The sequence below is a fragment of the Pseudomonas sp. P7759 genome, assembly GCF_013386445.1.
Lineage (GTDB): Bacteria > Pseudomonadota > Gammaproteobacteria > Pseudomonadales > Pseudomonadaceae > Aquipseudomonas > Aquipseudomonas azotoformans_A.
Genome location: NZ_JACART010000007.1, coordinates 58,012 through 75,890 on the forward strand (window position 1 = coordinate 58,012; position 17,879 = coordinate 75,890).

Annotated in this window: 14 protein-coding genes; 8 read left to right on the forward strand and 6 right to left on the reverse strand. The window is 61.0% G+C overall.

Annotated elements, in window-relative coordinates:
- Nucleotides 1–27: 27 nt before the first annotated feature.
- A complete protein-coding gene (locus HX823_RS08985; RefSeq protein ID WP_177074691.1) occupies nt 28–2,124 on the reverse strand; it encodes a TonB-dependent siderophore receptor in 2,097 nt (698 codons plus the stop codon).
- Nucleotides 2,125–2,236: 112 nt separating this feature from the next.
- Nucleotides 2,237–3,391: a Do family serine endopeptidase AlgW gene (gene algW, locus HX823_RS08990; protein ID WP_028618771.1), complete on the reverse strand. Its 1,155-nt coding sequence runs from the start codon at nt 3,389–3,391 to the stop codon at nt 2,237–2,239.
- Nucleotides 3,392–3,492: 101 nt separating this feature from the next.
- On the opposite strand from algW, the gene HX823_RS08995 reads away from it, so the two are divergent.
- The 3 genes from HX823_RS08995 (at nt 3,493) to cysN (ending at nt 7,213) form a co-directional block, all read left to right on the forward strand.
- Nucleotides 3,493–4,251, forward strand: a complete 759-nt coding sequence (locus HX823_RS08995) for a Nif3-like dinuclear metal center hexameric protein (RefSeq protein WP_033896983.1) — start codon at nt 3,493–3,495, stop codon at nt 4,249–4,251.
- Between the two features lie 136 nt (nt 4,252–4,387).
- Complete coding sequence (cysD, locus tag HX823_RS09000; RefSeq protein ID WP_005784641.1) at nt 4,388–5,305, forward strand: sulfate adenylyltransferase subunit CysD; 918 nt, start codon at nt 4,388–4,390, stop codon at nt 5,303–5,305.
- Between the two features lie 9 nt (nt 5,306–5,314).
- A complete protein-coding gene (gene cysN, locus HX823_RS09005) occupies nt 5,315–7,213 on the forward strand; it encodes a sulfate adenylyltransferase subunit CysN (protein WP_133074797.1) in 1,899 nt (632 codons plus the stop codon).
- Nucleotides 7,214–7,271: 58 nt separating this feature from the next.
- On the opposite strand, the gene HX823_RS09010 is transcribed toward cysN, so the two are convergent.
- The 3 genes from HX823_RS09010 to HX823_RS09020 all read right to left on the reverse strand — a co-directional run bounded on the left by HX823_RS09010 (nt 7,272) and on the right by HX823_RS09020 (nt 10,635).
- A complete protein-coding gene (locus HX823_RS09010; protein ID WP_177074692.1) occupies nt 7,272–8,165 on the reverse strand; it encodes an acyltransferase in 894 nt (297 codons plus the stop codon).
- Entirely contained in the window at nt 8,166–10,265 is a 2,100-nt protein-coding gene (gene pta, locus HX823_RS09015) for a phosphate acetyltransferase (protein ID WP_033896986.1), read from the reverse strand. It abuts the gene before it with no gap.
- Nucleotides 10,266–10,344: 79 nt separating this feature from the next.
- A complete protein-coding gene (locus HX823_RS09020) occupies nt 10,345–10,635 on the reverse strand; it encodes a DUF3565 domain-containing protein (RefSeq protein ID WP_080642382.1) in 291 nt (96 codons plus the stop codon).
- Between HX823_RS09020 and HX823_RS09025 the strand changes: the two genes are divergently transcribed.
- Nucleotides 10,634–11,119, forward strand: coding sequence for a peptidylprolyl isomerase (locus tag HX823_RS09025; RefSeq protein WP_016976314.1), 486 nt, complete (start codon nt 10,634–10,636; stop codon nt 11,117–11,119). The two genes, HX823_RS09020 and HX823_RS09025, sit on opposite strands and share 2 nt — an antisense overlap.
- A gap of 281 nt (nt 11,120–11,400) precedes the next feature.
- Here HX823_RS09025 and rpsT read toward each other — a convergent pair whose 3' ends face one another.
- Complete coding sequence (rpsT, locus tag HX823_RS09030) at nt 11,401–11,679, reverse strand: 30S ribosomal protein S20 (RefSeq protein ID WP_003188401.1); 279 nt, start codon at nt 11,677–11,679, stop codon at nt 11,401–11,403.
- A 253-nt stretch (nt 11,680–11,932) separates the two neighbouring features.
- On the opposite strand from rpsT, the gene murJ reads away from it, so the two are divergent.
- The 4 genes from murJ (at nt 11,933) to lspA (ending at nt 17,877) form a co-directional block, all read left to right on the forward strand.
- On the forward strand, nt 11,933–13,471 hold the full coding sequence (gene murJ / locus HX823_RS09035; protein ID WP_038844672.1) for a murein biosynthesis integral membrane protein MurJ: 1,539 nt from the start codon (nt 11,933–11,935) through the stop codon (nt 13,469–13,471).
- Nucleotides 13,472–13,590: 119 nt separating this feature from the next.
- The gene (ribF, locus tag HX823_RS09040) at nt 13,591–14,529 is read left to right on the forward strand and encodes a bifunctional riboflavin kinase/FAD synthetase (RefSeq protein ID WP_010213269.1); all 939 of its coding nucleotides are present in this window, start codon (nt 13,591–13,593) and stop codon (nt 14,527–14,529) included.
- 14 nt (nt 14,530–14,543) lie between these two features.
- Nucleotides 14,544–17,375, forward strand: a complete 2,832-nt coding sequence (gene ileS, locus HX823_RS09045; RefSeq protein WP_177074693.1) for an isoleucine--tRNA ligase — start codon at nt 14,544–14,546, stop codon at nt 17,373–17,375.
- Nucleotides 17,368–17,877, forward strand: coding sequence for a signal peptidase II (lspA, locus tag HX823_RS09050; RefSeq protein ID WP_016976310.1), 510 nt, complete (start codon nt 17,368–17,370; stop codon nt 17,875–17,877). Before ileS ends, lspA begins: the two co-directional genes overlap by 8 nt.
- Nucleotides 17,878–17,879 lie beyond the last annotated feature (2 nt).

A 17,879-nucleotide genomic window follows, 5' to 3' on the forward strand; every position in this document is an offset into this window, starting at 1 on the left:
AAGCCCGCTCCCACAGTTTTTACCGCATTACAGGTTGAGGGTCAGGCTGACCGTGAGATTGCGCGGCTCACCGGGGTTGATCCAATAGTTGCTGTAGGACCGCTCGTAGTACTTCTCATCAAACAGGTTGTTGAGGTTCAGGCCCACGGTGACGTTCTCCGTGGCCTTGTAATGCGCCAGCAGATCGACCGTGTGATAGGCCGGCAGCTCAAACTGCGTGCCGGCCTCACCGGAACGATCGCCCACATACGTGAACGCCGCGCCCAGGTCCGAGCCGCGCAACGCGCCATCCTGAAACTCATACACGCCCAAAAGACTGCCGCTGCGCTTGGCCACGCCAAGGATGCGGCTGCCGGCCGGAATCGCTTTCTCGCCTTTGGTCACTTCAGCATCAATATAGGCAAACGCGCCAATCACCCGTACGGCATCGCTCACTTGCCCGGTCAGTTGCAGGTCAAAACCCTGGCTGCGCGCCTTGCCCACGGCGCGGTTGAGGTTGGTGGCCGGGTCCAGGGTCAGCACATTTTCCTTTTCGATATGGAACGCGGCGAGGGTGGCGCTGAGGCGATCGTCGAACAGCTCGCTCTTGATCCCCACTTCATAGCCCACGCCTTCTTCTGGCTTGAAGGACTTGTTGTTGGCGTCCAGGCCGCTGTTGGGCTTGAACGATGTGGAGGCGTTGGCGAACAGCCCAACCTGCGGTGTGAGCTGATAGAGCAGGCCGGCGCGTTGGGTAAAGGCGTCGTGGGTCTGCTTGCTCTTGGCGTGGTTGCGGGTGAAGTCGTCGATGCTCTGCTCGAAATGCTCGAAGCGCGCACCGACCATACCGCGCAGGCGGTCGGTGAAGATGATCTGGTCCTGCAGGTTCAGCGCGTGGCTTTTGGTCTGTTCGAAGAAGTCGGTGCCGGAGCGCGCGCCGCTGGGTTTGGGCTGGCCGTAGACCGGGCGGTAGATATCGATGGCGTACGGGCTGCCGGCGATAGCGGTCACGCGCTCCTTCTTGCGGTAGTCCTCGTATTCGGTGCCGACCAGCAGTTCGTGTTGCCAGCTGCCGATGTCGAACAGGCCGCGCAGCTCCAGCTGGGTAATGCTGTCGTGCCAGCCCATTGAGCGTTCGCGGTAGCGGCGGTTGATCGTATGGCCGTCGGCGTTCAGTGCGCGGTTTTCCGAGGCGTCACCCCAGAGGCTGCCTTGCTTGTAGTGGCTGGCCAGGCGCAGTTTCCAGGCGTCGTTGAGGTGGTGTTCGAGGGTCGCCTGAAGGCGGTTGTTGTGGTTGTCGATATCGCCATCGTTGGGCTCGCCGAGGAAGGTGGAGCGGGATACGTCGGGAGCGTCGACGATGCCACGGTCGAAAGTGGAGCTGTGGCGCACGAATTCGCTTTCCACCAGCAGGCTGGTGTCCGGGTCCAGTTGCCAACTGAACGAAGGCGCGACGAATACCCGCTTGCTCTGCACGTGGTCGCGGAAGCTGTGGTTGTCTTCCACCGCCAGGTTGACTCGGGTCAGCACCTTGCCTTCGCTGTCCAACGGGGTGTTGACGTCCACGGCGGTGCGATAACGGTCCCAACTGCCGGCGCTGGTTTGCAGAGTGGTGAACGCTTCAGGCTGGGGCTTCTTGGTGACGATGTTCACCGTGCCGCCCGGATCGCCACGCCCGTACAGGCTGGCGGCGGGGCCCTTGAGCACTTCGATGCGTTCGATGTTCGCCGCGTCCGGTGTGCTCGGGTAGCCACGGTTGGCGCTGAAGCCGTCCTGATAGAACTCCGACGTGGTGAAGCCGCGCACGCTGTATTCGTAGAGGGTCAGGCCACCGAAGTTGTTCTGCTTGGACACGCCACCGGCAAATTCCAGGGCGCGTTCCACGTTGGTGCTGCCCAGGTCTTTGAGCACCGTGGCGGGAATTACGCTGATAGATTGCGGGATGTCACGAATCGCGGTGTCGGTCTTTGTCGCGCTGGCCGAGCGGGTGGCGCGATAGCCTTTGACGGGGCCGGTGGCGGACTCATAGGCGCCGGTGGTGACGCTGATGGTGTCGAGTTCCAGGGTGTTGTCTTCGGCGTAGGCGGGGTCGAGCAGCAAACCCAAGGCCAGTCCAGCCAAGGGGGCGATTCTTCGAGACGGCATGATAGAGCGTTCCAATAGCGATATTGAAACAATATAACATGACCAATGAGAATGGATTGCTTTGAAACATCAACTTACAGGTGCCCACGAACGGGCACCAGGACGAGGCGTTTTACTCCTCTTCTTTGACCGGCGCCGGCGGCGGACGCAAACCGATTTCCGCCAGCAACTTGATCTCCTTACCATTGCGCATCACCTGGATCGCCACCTTGTCGGTCGGCTTGATCCGCGCTACCTGGTTCATCGACTTACGGCCATCACCCGCCGGTTCGCCATTGATGCTGAGGATCACATCCCCCAGTTGCAGGCCGGCTTTCTGCGCCGGGCCGTCGCGGAAGATCCCAGCGACCACGATGCCTGGGCGTCCGGTCAAGCCAAACGACTCGGCCAGCTCCTTGGTCAACGGTTGCACTTCAATCCCCAACCAGCCGCGGATTACCTGGCCGTGCTCGATGATCGACTTCATCACTTCCATCGCCAGCTTCACCGGGATCGCAAAGCCGATGCCCTGGGAGCCGCCGGACTTGGAGAAAATCGCCGTGTTGATACCGGTCAGGTTGCCATTGGCATCCACCAGCGCACCGCCGGAGTTGCCCGGGTTGATCGCGGCGTCGGTCTGGATGAAATCTTCGTAGCTGTTAAGGCCCAGCTGGTTACGCCCGGTGGCGCTGATGATGCCCATGGTCACAGTCTGGCCCACGCCGAACGGGTTGCCGATGGCCAGTGCCACATCACCGACGCGCAAACCGTCGGAACGACCGAGGGTGATCGAAGGCAGGCTCTTGAGGTCGATCTTCAGGACTGCGAGGTCGGTTTCCGGGTCGCTGCCCACCACGCGGGCCAGGGTTTCGCGACCGTCGCGCAGGGCCACTACAATCTGGTCGGCGCCGGTGGTCACGTGGTTGTTGGTGAGGATGTAGCCTTCGGGGCTCATGATCACCCCGGAACCCAGGCTGGACTCCATGCGCCGCTGCTTGGGCCCGTTGTCACCGAAATAGCGGCGAAACTGCGGGTCTTCAAACAGCGGGTGCGCCGGTTTGTTGATGACCTTGGTCGTGTACAGGTTGACCACCGCCGGGGCGGCGATGGTGACCGCGTCGGCATAGGTCACCGGGCCTTGCACCACCGCGCTGGTCTGTGGCGCCTGTTGCAGGTTCACATCCAGGCTGGGCAGGCCCACCAGCTCGGGGTAACGCTGAATAATCAGCATCGCGATCAGCACGCCAGCCAACAATGGCCATCCAAAAAAACGCAGCGCCTTGAGCATCAAGTAAGTCCTGACAGGTTGCAGGGGGCGAGAGAGCGCCCATAATGTCGCGCATTATACGAGGCTGTGACGCCTGCGAACGGGATATTTAGGAGTCTTTTATGGCCGTCCCCCTTACCACCCTCGTCGAGGAAGCGGACCGCTACCTCGGCAGTGCCAAAATTGCCGATTATTGCCCCAATGGCCTGCAGGTCGAAGGCCGCCCGCAAGTGATGCGCATCGTCAGTGGCGTGACCGCAAGCCAAGCCCTGCTGGACGCGGCCGTCGAAGCCCAGGCCGATTTGATCCTGGTGCACCACGGCTACTTCTGGAAAGGCGAAAACCCCTGCATCACCGGCATGAAGCAGCGTCGCCTCAAGACCCTGCTCAAGCACGACATCAGCCTGTTGGCCTACCACCTGCCGTTGGACCTGCACCCCGACGTCGGCAACAACGTGCAACTCGCCCGTCAACTCGACATCACCGTCGAAGGCCCGCTGGACCCGAGCAACCCCAAGATCGTCGGCCTGGTCGGCTCCCTCGCCGAGCCCTTGTCGCCCCGTGATTTCGCGCGCCGTGTGCAGGAAGTCATGGGCCGCGAACCGCTGCTGATCGAAGGCAGCGACATGATCCGCCGTGTCGGCTGGTGCACCGGCGGTGGGCAGGGCTACATCGATCAGGCGATCGCCGCCGGCGTCGACCTGTACCTGAGCGGCGAAGCCTCCGAGCAAACTTTTCACAGCGCCCGCGAAAACGACATCAGCTTCATCGCCGCCGGCCACCACGCCACCGAACGCTACGGCGTACAGGCCCTGGGCGATTACCTGGCGCGGCGCTTTGCCCTGGAGCATCTGTTCATCGATTGTCCCAACCCAATTTGAGGGCCAAACCTGGGGGCATATTCATATACCGTTTCGATCTAGATGGCTCCCTGAATAGAAGCAGGTGCTGTGCTAGCATGCCCCGCTCGAACACGGCCCGCTGGCCGTCCATAAGATCGTTTTTCCGTGAGTAACCATGGTCGACAAACTGACGCATCTGAAACAGCTGGAGGCGGAAAGCATCCACATCATCCGCGAGGTCGCCGCCGAGTTCGACAACCCGGTGATGCTCTACTCGATCGGTAAAGACTCCGCCGTGATGCTGCACCTGGCACGCAAGGCCTTCTTCCCGGGCAAGCTGCCGTTCCCGGTGATGCACGTCGACACCCGCTGGAAGTTCCAGGAGATGTACAAGTTCCGCGACAAGATGGTCGAGGAGCTGGGCCTGGACTTGATCACCCACGTGAACCCGGACGGCGTGGCGCAGGGCATCAACCCCTTCACCCACGGCAGCGCCAAGCACACCGACATCATGAAGACCGAAGGCCTCAAGCAGGCGTTGGACAAACATGGTTTCGACGCCGCTTTCGGCGGTGCCCGTCGCGATGAAGAGAAGTCCCGCGCCAAAGAGCGCGTGTACTCATTCCGCGACAGCAAGCACCGCTGGGACCCGAAAAACCAGCGTCCCGAGCTGTGGAACGTTTATAACGGCAACGTCAACAAGGGCGAGTCGATCCGTGTGTTCCCGCTGTCCAACTGGACCGAGCTGGACATCTGGCAGTACATCTACCTGGAAGGCATCCCGATCGTGCCGCTGTACTTCGCCGCCGAGCGTGAAGTGATCGAGAAGAACGGCACGTTGATCATGATCGACGACGACCGCATCCTCGAGCACCTGTCCGACGAAGACAAAGCCCGAATCGTCAAAAAGAAAGTACGTTTCCGTACCCTTGGCTGCTACCCGTTGACGGGCGCGGTGGAGTCCGAAGCCGAGACGCTGACGGACATCATTCAGGAAATGCTCCTGACGCGAACTTCCGAGCGCCAGGGCCGTGTCATCGACCACGATGGTGCAGGCTCGATGGAAGATAAAAAACGTCAAGGCTATTTCTAAGGGGCTGTCATGTCGCATCAATCTGATTTGATCAGCGAGGACATCCTCGCCTACCTGGGCCAGCACGAGCGCAAGGAAATGTTGCGCTTCCTGACCTGCGGCAACGTCGACGACGGCAAGAGCACCCTGATCGGGCGCCTGCTGCACGACTCCAAGATGATCTACGAAGATCACCTGGAAGCCATCACCCGCGATTCGAAGAAGTCCGGCACCACCGGCGATGATATCGACCTGGCGTTGCTGGTCGACGGCCTGCAGGCCGAGCGTGAGCAAGGCATCACCATCGATGTGGCCTACCGCTACTTCTCCACCGCAAAACGCAAATTCATCATCGCCGACACCCCCGGCCATGAGCAGTACACCCGCAACATGGCCACCGGTGCCTCCACCTGTGACCTGGCGATCATCCTGATTGACGCACGTTATGGCGTGCAGACCCAGACCCGTCGCCACAGCTTCATCGCCTCGTTGCTGGGCATCAAGCACATCGTGGTGGCCGTCAACAAGATGGACATCAACGGCTTCGACCAGAGCGTATTCGAGCAGATCAAGGCCGATTACCTGAAGTTCGCCGACGGTATCGCGTTCAAACCGAGCACCCTGGCCTTTGTGCCGATGTCGGCGCTCAAGGGCGACAACGTGGTGAACAAGAGCGAGCGTTCGCCTTGGTATACCGGGCAGTCGCTGATGGAGATCCTCGAAACCGTCGAGATCGCCAACGACCGCAACTACACCGACTTGCGTTTCCCGGTGCAGTACGTGAACCGTCCGAACCTGAACTTCCGCGGTTTCGCTGGCACCCTGGCCAGCGGCATCGTGCACAAAGGCGACGAAGTCGTGGTGCTGCCGTCGGGCAAGAGCAGCCGCGTCAAATCCATCGTTACCTTTGAAGGTGAGTTGGAACACGCCGGCCCGGGCCAGGCCGTGACCCTGACCATGGAAGACGAGATCGACATCTCCCGTGGCGACCTGCTGGTGCATGCCGACAACGTGCCGCAAGTGACCGACGCCTTCGACGCCATGCTGGTGTGGATGGCCGAAGAGCCGATGCTGCCGGGCAAGAAATACGACATCAAGCGCGCCACCAGCTACGTGCCGGGTTCCATCACCAGCATCGTGCACCGCGTGGATGTGAACACCCTGGCCGAAGGTCCGGCGAGTTCGCTGCAACTGAACGAAATTGGCCGGGTCAAGGTCAGCCTCGACGCCGCCATCGCCCTGGACGGTTACGACAGCAACCGCACCACTGGCGCGTTCATTGTTATCGACCGGTTGACCAACGGCACCGTGGCGGCAGGCATGATCATTGCGCCGCCGGTCACCCACGGCAGCTCGGCGCAACACGGCAAGCTGGCCCACGTGGCCACCGAAGAACGCGCGCTGCGCTTTGGCCAACAACCGGCCACCGTGTTGTTCAGTGGCCTGTCGGGCGCGGGCAAGAGCACCTTGGCCTACGCGGTTGAGCGCAAACTCTTCGACATGGGCCGTGCGGTGTTCGTGCTGGATGGCCAGAACCTGCGTCACGACCTGAACAAAGGCTTGCCGCAGGACCGTGCCGGCCGTACCGAGAACTGGCGTCGTGCCGCCCACGTGGCGCGTCAGTTCAACGAAGCGGGCCTGCTGACCCTCGCCGCGTTTGTGGCGCCAGATGCCGAAGGCCGTGAACAGGCCAAGGCGCTGATCGGCAGCGATCGTTTGCTGACCGTCTACGTGCAAGCGTCGCCGTTGGTGTGCGCCGAGCGTGATCCGCAAGGTTTGTACGCGGCCGGTGGGGATAACATCCCTGGCGAGTCCTTCCCGTACGACGTGCCGTTGAACGCCGACCTGGTGATCGACACCCAGGCCTTGTCGTTGGAAGAAAGCGTCAAGCAAGTGCTGGAGCTGCTGCGTCAGCGCGGCGCGATCTAAGGATCGCAGCCACAAAAAAGCCCGCCATCGAGTGATCGATGGCGGGCTTTTTCATCTCTTATCGGGGGTACTGGGTATGCAGCTTTTCCAGTAATGCATCCTTGTCTTCCCACAACCGGTTGATCCAACCCTGGAACGCCGTCCGGTACTCCCCATCCTGCTCATAATTCTTGCCAATGAACGCGGCCGGGATCTGCACTTCTTCGAACTGCACCACCACATCCTGCACATTCCCGCATAGCAAGTCCCAATACCCAGGGCGACCGGCGGGGTAGTGAATGGTCACATTGACCAGTGACTTCAACTGCTCACCCATGGCATCCAGCACAAACGCAATGCCACCGGCTTTAGGCTTGAGCAGATAACGGAACGGCGACTTTTGCTGCGCATGCTTGCCCGGGGTAAACCGTGTGCCTTCGGCGAAGTTGAAAATGCCCACTGGGTTGTCGCGAAACTTCGCACAGGTCTTGCGGGTGGTTTCCAGGTCCTTGCCTTTCTTTTCCGGGTGTTTTTCCAGGTAGGCCTTGGTGTAGCGCTTCATGAACGGAAAGCCCAGCGCCCACCATGCCAGGCCAATCACCGGCACCCAGATCAGCTCCTGTTTCAGGAAGAACTTCAGCGGACGAATCCGCCGGTTCAGCACGTATTGCAGCACCATGATGTCGACCCAGCTCTGGTGGTTGCTGGTCACCAGGTACGAGTGCTGATAGTCCAGCCCCTCAAGGCCGGTGAGGTGCCAGCGCGTGCGCCGCACCAGGTTCATCCAGCCTTTGTTGTTGGTCACCCAGGCCTCATGGGTGTGGTTCATCAGCCATTCACTGAAGCGCTTGGCAAACGGCAATGCCTTGAACAGCGCCACGATGAACAGGAATGAACACAGCAGGATCGTGTTCAGTGCCAACAACAACGAAGCGATCACCCCGCGCACGGCGGCAGGTAGAAAATCCAGCATTTAGATATCCATAGGTCGGTTGGCGGCTTGGATCGCAGTGAGCGCGATGGTGTACACGATATCGTCTACCTGGGCGCCGCGCGGTAGGTCGTTGACCGGTTTGCGCAGGCCCTGGAGCATCGGCCCCAGGCTCACGCAATCGGCGCTGCGCTGCACGGCTTTGTGCGTGGTGTTGCCGGTGTTGAGGTCGGGGAACACGAATACGGTGGCCTTGCCGGCGACCTGGCTGTTGGGTGCCAGTTGCCGCGCGACGTTTTCGTTGGCGGCGGCGTCGTATTGCAGCGGCCCGTCGATCAGCAACGAGCTTTGCTGTTCGTGGGCGAGCAGGGTGGCTTCGCGGACTTTCTCCACTTCCTCGCCGCTGGCCGAGTCGCCGCTGGAATAGCTGATCATCGCCACGCGTGGCGTGATGCCGAATGCCGCCGCCGAGTCGGCACTTTGCAACGCGATCTCCGCCAATTCGGCGGCGCTTGGGTGTGGGTTCATCACGCAGTCGCCGTATACCAGCACCTGCTCGGGGAACAGCATGAAGAACACCGACGACACCAGCGTGCAGCCGGGAGCGGTCTTGATCAACTGCAGGGCAGGGCGGATGGTGTTGGCGGTGGAGTGGATGACGCCGGAAACCAGGCCGTCCACTTCGTCCAGCGCAAGCATCATGGTGGCGATCACCACAGTGTCTTCCAGCTGCTGCTCGGCCATCGGCGCGTTGAGGCTCTTGCTCTTGCGCAGCGCGACCATCGGCTCGACGTAGCGTTGGCGGATCAGGTCCGGGTCGAGAATCTCCAGGCCTTCGGGCAATTCGATGCCCTGGGCGCGGGCGACCGCTTCCACGTCTGCCGGTTTGGCCAGCAGCACGCAGCGCGCAATGCCCCGCGCCTGACAGATCGCGGCGGCTTGCACGGTCAGCGGCTCGCTGCCTTCGGGCAATACAATGCGTTTGTTGGCGGCCTGGGCGCGCTGGATCAGCTGGTAGCGGAACACCGCCGGCGACAGGCGCATTTCCCGTGGCGTGCCGCAACGCTGATGCAGCCAGCGCGCATCCAGATGGCTGGCGACGAAATCGGTGATGATCTCCGCGCGTTCGCGGTCATCAATCGGGATTTCCTTGTTGAGGCTGTTGAGCTGGTTGGCGGTGTCGTAGGAACCGGTGCTCACCGACAACACCGGCAGCCCGGCCTGGAACGCGCCACGGCACAACTCCATGATGCGCGGGTCGGGCAGGGTGTCGCTGGTCAGCAACAGGCCGGCCAGGGGCACGCCGTTGATCGCGGCGAGGCTGACGGCGAGGATGATGTCGTCGCGGTCGCCGGGGGTTACCACCAGTACGCCAGGCTTGAGCAGCTCCACGGTGTTACGCATGGTACGGGCGCAGATGATGATCTTGGTCATGCGCCGGGTTTCGTAGTCGCCGGCGTTGAGAATCTGCGCGCCCATCAGGTCGGCCACGTCACGGGTGCGCGGGGCGTTGAGTTCGGGCTGGTAGGGAATGCAGCCGAGCAGGCGGAAATCACCGCTGCGCAACAGGGGCGAATGCTCTTTGAGGCGCGCCGCGAAGGCTTCCATGCTTTCGTCGGTGCGCACTTTGTTGAGGATCACGCCGAGGACTTTCGGGTCTTTTGGGCCGCCGAACAGTTGGGCCTGCAATTCCACGCGGCCGGAGAGTTCGGTGAGCACTTCGTTTTCCGGGGCCGAGACCAGGATCACCTCCGCATCCAGGCTCTTGGCCAGGTGCAGGTTGACCCGCGCCGCATAGCTGGCGCTGCGGGTCGGCACCATACCTTCGACGATCAGCACGTCCTTGCCCACGGCGGCTTGCTGGTACAGCGTGATGATTTCTTCGAGCAGTTCGTCGAGCTGGCCGTCGCCGAGCATGCGCTCTACATGGGCCAGGCCCAGGGGCTGTGGCGGCTTGAGGCCATGGGTGCGCGCCACCAGCTCGGTGGAGCGTTCAGGGCCAGTATCGCCGGGGTGTGGTTGGGCAATCGGCTTGAAGAACCCGACTTTCAGCCCGGCCCGCTCAAGGGTGCGCACCAGCCCAAGGCTGATGGAGGTCAGACCCACACCAAAATCGGTGGGCGCGATAAAAAAAGTCTGCATGCGAATTCTCTGAAGGTGCATGGCTTCGGTGAGGTTCTATGGTTGAACGTCTACCGGGAATCAGGCGCCAAGGTTATCGTTATTCGTGTGCTTGCGCACACCACCCGCAGGCAAAGGGCTGGCCTATTTTTTCAAGGCGTTGCGCGGGGTCGAGTACCCAGGCGCGGGACTGCCAGGGTGGCTGGTGGCGCAGGTGCTGGGTGTGGCCGCAGGACAGCTCGGCGACCCAGTGCTGGTCGTCGTCCAGATGAAAACCGGTGACCGTCGAGTCGCTTGTGCGACCCCGTCTGTCCGGGTTCTGTTCGCTTTCGGGCAAATCCTTGTTTAGACTTGTCCGTTCTTCATTCTTATGCAAAAGGTCTCGCCCCATGACGATCGCCGCTAACAAGGCTGTCTCCATCGACTATACCCTGACCAACGACGCTGGTGAGGTCATCGACAGCTCCGCCGGCGGCGCGCCGCTGGTCTACCTGCAAGGCGCAGGTAACATCATCCCAGGCCTGGAAAAGGCTCTGGAAGGCAAGAACGTCGGTGATGAGCTGACCGTTGCCGTAGAACCTGAAGATGCCTACGGTGAGTACTCGGCCGAATTGGTCAGCACCCTGAGCCGCAGCATGTTCGAAGGCGTTGACGAGCTGGAAGTGGGTATGCAGTTCCACGCTTCCGCGCCAGACGGCCAAATGCAGATCGTGACCATCCGTGATCTGGACGGCGACGACGTGACCGTCGACGGCAACCACCCCCTGGCTGGCCAGCGCCTGAACTTCCAAGTGAAGATCGTTGCCATCCGCGACGCTTCCCAGGAAGAAGTGGCCCACGGCCACGTCCACGGTGAAGGCGGTCACCAGCACTGATTGATGTAGTAATCAGTTGCTAACAAAAACGCCCCGACTGGTTCGGGGCGTTTTTTTGTGCCCAAAGAATGTACGGGTTTCAAATGTGGGAGCGGGCTTGCTCGCGAATGCGGCGGGTCAGTCAGCACATGCATCAACTGATACACCGCATTCGCGAGCAAGCCCACACATTTTGATCTGTGTTCCTGAATATGAGGCACAAACAAAAATGCCCCGGACCTTTCGGTACGGGGCATTTCTTAACTGTTTCGCAACCTGGGTCGCGTTGCAGTTGTTACCACTTAGGCAGCAGCAGGAACGCTCAAAGCCTTGATGTGGCCATTCAGGCGGCTCTTATGACGAGCGGCCTTGTTCTTGTGGATGATGCCTTTATCGGCCATACGGTCGATAACAGGCACAGCCAGAACGTAAGCTGCTTGAGCTTTTTCAGCGTCTTTGGTGTCGATGGCTTTAACTACATTCTTGATGTAGGTACGAACCATGGAACGCAGGCTGGCGTTGTGGCTGCGACGCTTCTCAGCCTGTTTTGCACGTTTTTTGGCGGAAGGTGTGTTGGCCACCGTCGAGCTCCTCGAAAGACTTTTTAGGAAATAGCAAACAAAATAGGCCGCGAATCATGCCGATGACTTGATGTGTTGTCAAGGGCGGCTGATGCGAACTGCTGAGTGGTCGATCTGAAGAGGCGGGTGATTTATTTCCGGCGCTTGACCTGTAAACTCGCGAGCTTTGGCTCTGTGCTGTTGCAGGCGCGCAGTATCGCATAAGTAGGCGCTTTGTTCGCCTGCTCTTTATCTAAAGGCGCAAACTCTTTCAATGAATCTGCTCAAATCGTTGGCCGCCGTCAGCTCTATCACGATGATCTCCCGGGTTCTGGGGTTTGTACGCGACACGCTGCTGGCGCGTATTTTCGGCGCCAGCATGGCCACGGATGCCTTCTTTATTGCCTTTAAACTGCCCAACCTGCTACGGCGGATCTTTGCCGAAGGCGCGTTTTCCCAGGCCTTCGTGCCGATCCTGGCCGAATACAAGACCCAGCAGGGCGAAGAAGCCACCCGCACCTTTATTGCCTACGTCTCAGGCCTGTTGACCCTTGTTTTGATGCTGGTGACCGTCCTCGGCATGCTCGCCGCCCCCTGGGTGATCTGGGCGACGGCGCCCGGTTTTGCCAATACGCCGGAAAAATTTGCGCTGACCACCGACCTGCTGCGGGTGACCTTTCCTTATATATTGCTGATCTCCCTGTCATCCCTGGCCGGTGCGATCCTCAATACCTGGAACCGTTTCTCGGTGCCGGCCTTCGTGCCGACCCTGCTGAACGTCAGCATGATCATCTTCGCGCTGTTCCTCACGCCGTATTTCGATCCACCGGTGATGGCCCTGGGCTGGGCCGTACTGGCCGGCGGCCTGGCGCAATTGCTCTACCAGCTGCCGCACCTGAAAAAGATCGGCATGCTTGTGTTGCCGCGCCTGAACCTCAAGGACACCGGCGTATGGCGCGTGATGCGCAATATGCTGCCGGCGATCCTCGGCGTGTCGGTCAGCCAGATCTCTCTGATCATTAACACGGCGTTCGCCTCATTGCTGGTGTCCGGCTCGGTGTCGTGGATGTACTACGCCGATCGTCTGATGGAGTTACCGTCCGGTGTGCTGGGCGTGGCGTTGGGCACGATCCTGCTGCCGACCCTGGCGCGCACCTATGCCAGCAAGGATCGTCAGGAATATTCGCGCATCCTCGATTGGGGGCTGCGCCTGTGCTTTGTGCTGGTGCTGCCATGTGCCCTGGCGCTGGGGATCCTGGCCGAACCGTTGACCGTGTCGCTGTTTCAATACGGCCAGTTCGATGCCCATGACGCCTTGATGACCCAGCACGCGCTGGTCGCCTATTCCGTCGGCCTGCTTGGCATTATCGTGATCAAAGTGCTGGCTCCCGGCTTCTATGCCCAGCAGAACATCCGTACGCCGGTGAAAATCGCGATATTCACGCTGATCGTCACACAACTGCTCAACCTGGTGTTTATCGGCCCGCTGGCCCACGCCGGCCTGGCCCTGGCGATCAGTGCCGGTGCGTGCATCAACGCCGGGCTGTTGTTTTACCAATTACGCAAACAGCAGATGTTCCAGCCGCAGCCAGGCTGGGGCCTGTTTGCCCTCAAGTTGCTGGTGGCGGTGGCCATGATGTCGGCTGTGCTGCTGGGGCTGATGCACTTCATGCCAGCGTGGGATGAAGGCCATATGCTGGAGCGCTTCATGCGTCTTGGCGTGTTGGTCGTCGCGGGCGTGGTGGTGTACTTCGGGATGTTGCTGCTGCAGGGCTTCCGCCTGCGGGATTTCAATCGCAAGTCCCTGGGTTAGAGAGTTTGCCGCGATAAAACCGTTGTTTTATCGATTCGATCCATTTGGCCTGTGCTGTTGCCTGTCGTCCGGGGCCGGGTGTGGTTATAATCGACCACTTTATGAGCAAGAAGCGCGTTATGCAGCTGGTTCGAGGTCTCCACAACCTGCGCCCCGAGCATCGGGGCTGCGTCGCCACTATTGGCAACTTTGACGGTGTTCACCGTGGCCACCAGGCTATCCTGGCTCGGCTGCGCGAACGCGCGGTCGAGTTGGGCGTGCCCAGCTGCGTGGTGATTTTCGAGCCACAGCCGCGGGAATACTTCACCCCCGAAACCGCGCCAGCCCGCCTGGCCCGGCTGCGGGACAAGCTGCAATTGCTGGCTGAAGAGGGCGTGGACCGTGTCCTCTGCCTGGCCTTCAACCAGCGTTTGCAAAGCCTGAGCGCCGCCGAGTTCGTCGATCGTATCCTGGTCGATGGCCTGGGCGTGCAGCATTTGGAGGTCGGTGACGACTTCCGCTTTGGTTGCGACCGTGTCGGGGATTTCGATTTCCTGCAGCACGCCGGCGTCAACCAGGGTTTTACCGTCGAAGCCGCGCAAACCGTCGAACTGGACGGCCTGCGCGTGAGCAGTACCCAGGTGCGTAATGCCCTGGCCGCTGCCGACTTCGCCTTGGCCGAGCGTTTGCTCGGTCGCCCGTTCCGCATTGCCGGGCGGGTCTTGCACGGCCAGAAGCTGGCGCGCCAATTGGGCACGCCAACCGCCAACGTGCAACTCAAGCGCCGTCGTGTGCCGCTGACCGGGGTCTACCTGGTGAGCGTCGACATCGATGGCCAATCGTGGCCCGGAGTCGCCAACATAGGCGTCAGGCCCACGGTTGCAGGTGATGGCAAGGCCCACCTGGAAGTACACCTGCTGGATTTTGCCGGTGATCTGTATGACCGGCGTTTAACGGTGGTTTTCCACCAGAAGCTGCGTGAAGAGCAGCGTTTCGCCTCCCTTGAGGCGTTGAAAACGGCGATCAATGCGGATGTCGCCGCCGCCCGTGCACTAGCCGCACCTAGCGCCCATCGCTAACCGAAGAGCCTTAAATGACCGACTATAAAGCCACGCTAAACCTTCCGGACACCGCCTTCCCAATGAAGGCCGGCCTGCCACAGCGCGAACCGCAGATCCTGCAGCGCTGGGACAGTATTGGCCTGTACGGAAAGTTGCGCGAAATTGGCAAGGATCGTCCGAAATTCGTCCTGCACGACGGCCCTCCTTATGCCAACGGCACGATTCACATCGGTCATGCGCTGAACAAGATTCTCAAGGACATGATCCTGCGCTCGAAAACCCTTTCGGGCTTTGACGCGCCGTACGTGCCGGGTTGGGACTGCCACGGCCTGCCGATCGAACACAAAGTCGAAGTGACCTACGGCAAGAACCTGGGCGCGGATAAAACCCGCGAACTTTGCCGTGCCTACGCCACCGAGCAGATCGAAGGGCAGAAGTCCGAATTCATCCGCCTGGGCGTGCTGGGCGAGTGGGACAACCCCTACAAGACCATGAACTTCAAGAACGAGGCCGGGGAAATCCGTGCCTTGGCCGAGATCGTCAAGGGCGGTTTCGTGTTCAAGGGCCTCAAGCCCGTGAACTGGTGCTTCGATTGCGGTTCGGCCTTGGCTGAAGCCGAAGTCGAGTACGAAGACAAGAAGTCCTCGACCATCGACGTGGCCTTCCCGATCGCCGACGACGCCAAGCTGGCCGAGGCCTTTGGCCTGGCAAACCTGGGCAAGCCGGCTGCTATCGTGATCTGGACCACCACCCCGTGGACCATCCCGGCCAACCAGGCGCTGAACGTGCACCCGGAATTCACCTACGCCCTGGTGGACGTTGGTGACCGCCTGCTGGTACTCGCTGAAGAAATGGTCGAGTCCTGCCTGGCCCGCTACGAGCTGCAAGGTTCGGTCATCGCCACCACCACCGGCAGCGCGCTGGAGCTGATCAACTTCCGTCACCCGTTCTATGACCGCCTGTCGCCGGTGTACCTGGCTGACTACGTTGAGCTGGGTTCGGGCACCGGTATCGTTCACTGCTCGCCTGCCTATGGCGTAGACGACTTTGTGATCTGCAAGAAGTACGGCCTGGTCAACGACGACATCATCAACCCGGTGCAAAGCAACGGCGTGTACGTGCCGTCGCTGGAGTTCTTCGGCGGCCAGTTCATCTTCAAGGCCGATCAGCCGATCATCGAAAAACTGCGTGAAGTCGGTGCGCTGATGCAAACCGCCGCCATCCAGCACAGCTACATGCACTGCTGGCGCCACAAGACCCCGCTGATCTACCGCGCCACCGCGCAGTGGTTCATCGGCATGGACAAAGAGCCCACCAGCGGCGACACCCTGCGTGTCCGCTCGCTCAAAGCCATCGAGGACACCCAGTTCGTCCCGGCCTGGGGCCAGGCGCGCCTGCACTCGATGATCGCCAACCGTCCGGACTGGTGCATCTCCCGTCAGCGTAACTGGGGCGTGCCGATCCCGTTCTTCCTGAACAAGGAAAGCGGCGAGCTGCACCCACGTACCGTCGAACTGATGGAAGAAGTGGCCCAGCGCGTTGAACAGGAAGGCATCGAAGCCTGGTTCAAGCTGGACGCCGCCGAACTGCTGGGCGATGAAGCGCCGCAGTACGACAAGATCAGCGACACCCTCGACGTGTGGTTCGACTCGGGTACTACCCACTGGCACGTGCTGCGTGGTTCGCACCCGATGGGTCACGAGACCGGCCCGCGTGCCGACCTGTACCTGGAAGGCTCCGACCAACACCGTGGCTGGTTCCACTCGTCGTTGCTGACCGGTTGCGCCATCGACAACCACGCGCCGTACCGCGAACTGCTGACCCACGGCTTCACCGTCGACGAGACGGGCCGCAAGATGTCCAAGTCGCTGAAGAACGTGATCGAGCCGAAAAAGATCAACGACACCCTGGGCGCCGACATCATGCGCCTGTGGGTTGCGTCGACCGACTATTCGGGCGAAATCGCCGTGTCGGACCAGATCCTGGCCCGCAGCGCCGATGCCTACCGCCGCATCCGTAATACCGCACGCTTCCTGCTGTCGAACCTGACCGGTTTCAACCCGGCCACCGACATCCTGCCGGCCGAGGACATGCTCGCCCTGGACCGTTGGGCCGTGGACCGTACCCTGTTGCTGCAACGCGAGTTGCAGGAAAACTACGGCGAATACCGCTTCTGGAACGTGTACTCGAAGATCCACAACTTCTGCGTGCAGGAGCTGGGTGGTTTCTACCTCGACATCATCAAGGACCGCCAGTACACCACCGGCGCCAACAGCAAGGCGCGCCGCTCGGCGCAGACCGCGCTGTACCACATCAGTGAGGCGCTGGTGCGCTGGATCGCACCGATCCTGGCCTTTACCGCCGACGAACTGTGGGAATACCTGCCGGGCGAGCGTAACGAGTCCGTGATGCTCAACACCTGGTACGAAGGCCTGACCGAATTGCCGGCCGACTTCGAACTGGGTCGCGAGTACTGGGAAGGCGTGATGGCCGTGAAGGTTGCGGTGAACAAGGAGCTGGAAGTGCAGCGTGCGGCCAAGGCCGTCGGTGGCAACCTGCAAGCCGAAGTCACCCTGTTCGCCGAGGAAGGCCTGACCGCTGACCTGGCCAAGCTGAGCAACGAACTGCGCTTCGTGCTGATCACCTCTACCGCGAGCCTGGCGCCATTCGCCCAGGCCCCGGCGGACGCGGTCGCCACCGAAGTGCCGGGCCTCAAGCTCAAAGTGGTCAAGTCGGCCTTCCCTAAGTGCGCCCGTTGCTGGCACTGCCGTGAAGACGTCGGCGTGAACCCTGAGCATCCGGAAATCTGTGGTCGCTGCGTCGACAACATCTCGGGTGCCGGTGAGGTTCGCCACTATGCCTGATGCCAGCCGTTTCGGACGTCTGGGCTGGCTCGTACTGAGTCTGCTGGTCCTGGTCATTGACCAGGTCAGCAAGGCTCATTTCGAAGGCTCCCTGCAGATGTTCCAGCAGATCGTGGTGATCCCGGATTACTTCAGCTGGACCCTGGCCTACAACACCGGCGCCGCTTTCAGCTTTTTGGCTGATGGCGGTGGCTGGCAGCGCTGGCTGTTCGCCCTGATCGCCGTGGTGGTCAGTGCGGTGCTGGTGGTGTGGCTCAAGCGTCTTGGTCGCGATGACACCTGGCTGGCTGTCGCCTTGGCCCTGGTGTTGGGCGGCGCGTTGGGCAACCTGTACGACCGCATCGCCCTTGGCCATGTGATCGACTTTATCCTGGTGCATTGGCAGAACCGCTGGTACTTCCCGGCGTTCAACTTTGCCGACAGCGCCATCACCGTCGGCGCAATCATGCTGGCGTTGGACATGTTCAAAAGCAAGAAAACCGGAGAGACCGTCAATGACTGATC

What these genes read in the sequence shown, in the direction of transcription:
- HX823_RS09020 (WP_080642382.1), bottom strand. Translation starts at nt 10,635, where the DNA reads ATGGGGCGAGACCTTTTGCATAAGAATGAAGAACGGACAAGTCTAAAC.
- HX823_RS08995 (WP_033896983.1), top strand. Translation starts at nt 3,493, where the DNA reads ATGGCCGTCCCCCTTACCACCCTCGTCGAGGAAGCGGACCGCTACCTC.
- pta (WP_033896986.1), bottom strand. Translation starts at nt 10,265, where the DNA reads ATGCAGACTTTTTTTATCGCGCCCACCGATTTTGGTGTGGGTCTGACC.
- algW (WP_028618771.1), bottom strand. Translation starts at nt 3,391, where the DNA reads ATGCTCAAGGCGCTGCGTTTTTTTGGATGGCCATTGTTGGCTGGCGTG.
- lspA (WP_016976310.1), top strand. Translation starts at nt 17,368, where the DNA reads ATGCCTGATGCCAGCCGTTTCGGACGTCTGGGCTGGCTCGTACTGAGT.
- cysD (WP_005784641.1), top strand. Translation starts at nt 4,388, where the DNA reads ATGGTCGACAAACTGACGCATCTGAAACAGCTGGAGGCGGAAAGCATC.
- cysN (WP_133074797.1), top strand. Translation starts at nt 5,315, where the DNA reads ATGTCGCATCAATCTGATTTGATCAGCGAGGACATCCTCGCCTACCTG.
- HX823_RS09010 (WP_177074692.1), bottom strand. Translation starts at nt 8,165, where the DNA reads ATGCTGGATTTTCTACCTGCCGCCGTGCGCGGGGTGATCGCTTCGTTG.
- ribF (WP_010213269.1), top strand. Translation starts at nt 13,591, where the DNA reads ATGCAGCTGGTTCGAGGTCTCCACAACCTGCGCCCCGAGCATCGGGGC.
- HX823_RS09025 (WP_016976314.1), top strand. Translation starts at nt 10,634, where the DNA reads ATGACGATCGCCGCTAACAAGGCTGTCTCCATCGACTATACCCTGACC.
- HX823_RS08985 (WP_177074691.1), bottom strand. Translation starts at nt 2,124, where the DNA reads ATGCCGTCTCGAAGAATCGCCCCCTTGGCTGGACTGGCCTTGGGTTTG.
- ileS (WP_177074693.1), top strand. Translation starts at nt 14,544, where the DNA reads ATGACCGACTATAAAGCCACGCTAAACCTTCCGGACACCGCCTTCCCA.
- murJ (WP_038844672.1), top strand. Translation starts at nt 11,933, where the DNA reads ATGAATCTGCTCAAATCGTTGGCCGCCGTCAGCTCTATCACGATGATC.